Annotated in this window: 3 protein-coding genes; all 3 read left to right on the top strand. The window is 66.2% G+C overall.

Annotated elements, in window-relative coordinates; all coding sequences use genetic code 11:
• On the top strand, positions 1–913 hold a 913-nt coding region (locus ACPYOM_RS21455), incomplete at its 5' end, for a glycosyltransferase family 4 protein (protein ID WP_481347510.1).
• The gene (locus ACPYOM_RS21460) at positions 910–1,536 is read left to right on the top strand and encodes a GNAT family N-acetyltransferase (protein WP_481347511.1); all 627 of its coding nucleotides are present in this window, start codon (positions 910–912) and stop codon (positions 1,534–1,536) included. The genes ACPYOM_RS21455 and ACPYOM_RS21460, both read left to right, overlap by 4 nt.
• A gap of 259 nt (positions 1,537–1,795) precedes the next feature.
• A complete protein-coding gene (locus ACPYOM_RS21465; RefSeq protein ID WP_481339495.1) occupies positions 1,796–2,827 on the top strand; it encodes a polysaccharide biosynthesis protein in 1,032 nt (343 codons plus the stop codon).
• Positions 2,828–2,940: the final 113 nt, after the last annotated feature.

Genomic DNA, 2,940 nt, shown 5'->3' on the forward strand with positions numbered 1-2,940 from the left:
GCCGGTCACCGTGGGAGGCGCTCAGCTGCTCGCGCGGTATGCCTTCGGGGTCCCGTCGGTGGTCCACGTTCTGGATCTGTGGCCCGACACCCTTCTGGCGGGTGGTTTTTCCGGTGATGGGGCCGGAGGCCGACTCACCCGCAGGCTCCTCGACGGCTGGTGTGGCGCGCTCTACCGCGCGGCGTCGTCGGTCGCCTACATCGCGCCGAGCGTCGGCGACATCCTCAGCCGTCGCGGTGTCGATGCGAGCCGACTGCACTACGTCCCCATGTGGGCCGACGAGGCAACCTTCCGCCCGACGACTGACTCCCTGCGCTCCGCCCTCGGTATTCCCGAATCGGCGCTGGTCGTCCTGTATGCGGGTTCGCTGGGGGAGGCCCAGGGCCTTGAGACCCTGATAGACGCGTGCGCGCAGGTCGAGGATCCTCGCCTGCTCTGCCTGATCGCGGGGTCGGGCATTTCAGAAGGCGCACTGCGGGCGAGGGCTGACGGGCAGGACAACGTCAGGTTCATCGGTCGCGTTGAGTCCAATGAGATGACGCGGCTCATGGCCACGGCAGACCTGGCCTACATCGGCCTGCGAGAGCACTCGGTTTCCTCGGCCACCATGCCTAGCAAGACTCAAGCGACCCTGGCTGCCGGAGTGCCGATCTTGGCCTCGGCCGGCGCCGATGTAGAGAACGTCGTGCGGGAGGCGCGGGCTGGGTTCTCGGTGCCGCTAGGGGACGCCAACGCGTTGGCGGCCGTCCTGCGGGAGGTTCTTACGAACGGCGACGTGGACTTGCCGCTGATGAAGCAGGCGGCACGCACCTATTACGAACGGCGGTTCTCCGCGGCGCAGGGAGTGTCGGCCATCGAGGCGCTCCTGCTGGATGCGGCGGGGGCCGGCGCGTCAGATCGGAGAGCTTCGTGACCCAGGGCCTGGCCAGTGCAACCATCGTGATCCGCGACCTGAACGCCGAGGACGTCGGGTCGGCGGCCGGCGTGCACACGATGGCGTTCCCTGACTTCTTCCTCACCCAGCTCGGTGAGCCGTTTCTGAAGCAGTTCTACAAGGGCTTCCTGAACGACTCCACCGCGATCACCGCCGTCGCTGTCGACGATGGAGGACGGTTGGTTGGCGCAGCGGTCGGCACCACCCGGCCGGAGGGGTTCTTCAAGCGACTTCTCCAGCGTCAGCTCTTCGGCTTCGCCGTCGCGAGCGCGAGAGCGGTTCTGGCTGACCCCAGACGAACCCCACGGCTCATCCGAGCCGTGAAATATCGCGGTGGTGAGGGCTCGGACAACTCGTCAGCACTCCTCAGCTCGATCTTCGTCGCGCCTGAGGCGGCGGGTCTGGGCGTCGGGTCCAAGCTGCTCACAGAATGGTGCTCACGTGCGGCTTCCCTAGGGTCCGAGCAGGCTCGTCTGGTCACGGACGGCCAGGGCAACGACAAGGTCAATGCCTTCTACAGGCGATGTGGCTGGTCCTTGACCCAGCAGTTCACCACTCGGGAGGGGCGGCAGATGAACGCCTACGGCAAGACCCTCGTCTGAGGGTGCTCCGGTGCGTGGTGGGTCACTGCGGCTGTCGAGCCGTGTGTCCCAGCGCGGGAGCCGAGGACGGCGCCTGGGGCACGGCGCGCTTGCACGATCCGCAAATGCGCAAAATGTCGAGATGATGGAAGTTGGTCGGCTCTCGTGACGACGGTCCACGAGTAGTTGCGAGGGAGAGCACCGTCAGGGACGAAGGATAGGAAGAGCGGCAGATGCGCACGGACAGGGAAAAGGCCGGGAGCCGAGAGGGCATGGTGTCATGACAGCCTCCATCGACGGGGCCACCGTCCTGATCACGGGCGGCACGGGCTCTTTCGGCTCCATCATGGTCAAGCATCTGCTGAGACGAGGCGTGGGGCAGATCCGCGTCTTGTCGCGGGACGAGGCGAAGCAGGACGAGATGCGACGCCGGGTCGACGACTCACGCCTCAAGCTGTTCGTGGGCGACGTGCGTGACCTCGACAGCGTTCAGTCCGCGACGGTTGGGGTCGACTTTGTCTTCCATGCTGCGGCGCTCAAACAGGTTCCCTCGTGCGAGTTCTTCCCAGAGCAGGCGGTGAAGACGAACGTGGTGGGCAGCCGCAACGTGATCGAGGCGGCGGAAGCCGCTGGCGTGCGCAGCGTCGTGTGCCTGAGCACCGACAAGGCCGTCTACCCGGTCAATGCCATGGGAATGTCCAAGGCGCTCATGGAGAAGACCGCGCAGGCCTTCGCGCGGAATCACCCCGGGTCCCGGACCACCGTGTCCGTGACTCGCTACGGCAACGTCATGTACAGCCGGGGTTCGGTCATTCCGCTCTTCGTCCAGCAACTCCAGGCCGGGCGCCCGCTCACTGTCACCGAGCCTTCGATGACGCGGTTTCTCATGTCCCTCCAGGAGTCGGTTGACCTCGTCGAGCATGCCTTCCTCCACGCCGAGCCCGGGGATCTTTTTGTCCGCAAGGCGCCGGCGTCCACGGTCGATACGCTTGCACGTGCGGTGGCAGAGCTCCTGGGTGACTCTGCGCCGACCATCACGCGCCTAGGCATGCGACACGGCGAGAAGATGCACGAGACCCTCCTCAGCCGCGAGGAGATCGCGAACGCGCAGGACCAGGGTGAGTACTTTCGCGTGCCCCTGGATGCTCGGTCCCTGCAGTACGAGCTCTACTTCGAGGAGGGCGAGGACCTGCCGGCGCGCGTCGACGACTACACCAGCGAGAACACAGAGAGGCTCGACATCGAGGACACCAAGCAGCTGCTGCTGCGGCTCCCCGAGTTCGATCGGCTCCTGGCGGGCGTTTCCGCGTGAAGGTCGTCATCACCGGCGCGGACGGCTTCCTCGGGTGGCACCTGCAAGTGCGATCTCGTGCGCTGGGTGGGCACGAGGTGGTGCCGATCAGCCGGACCTCATGGGACACCCTG

Source organism: Monashia sp. HAY1-2A (genome assembly GCF_056755315.1).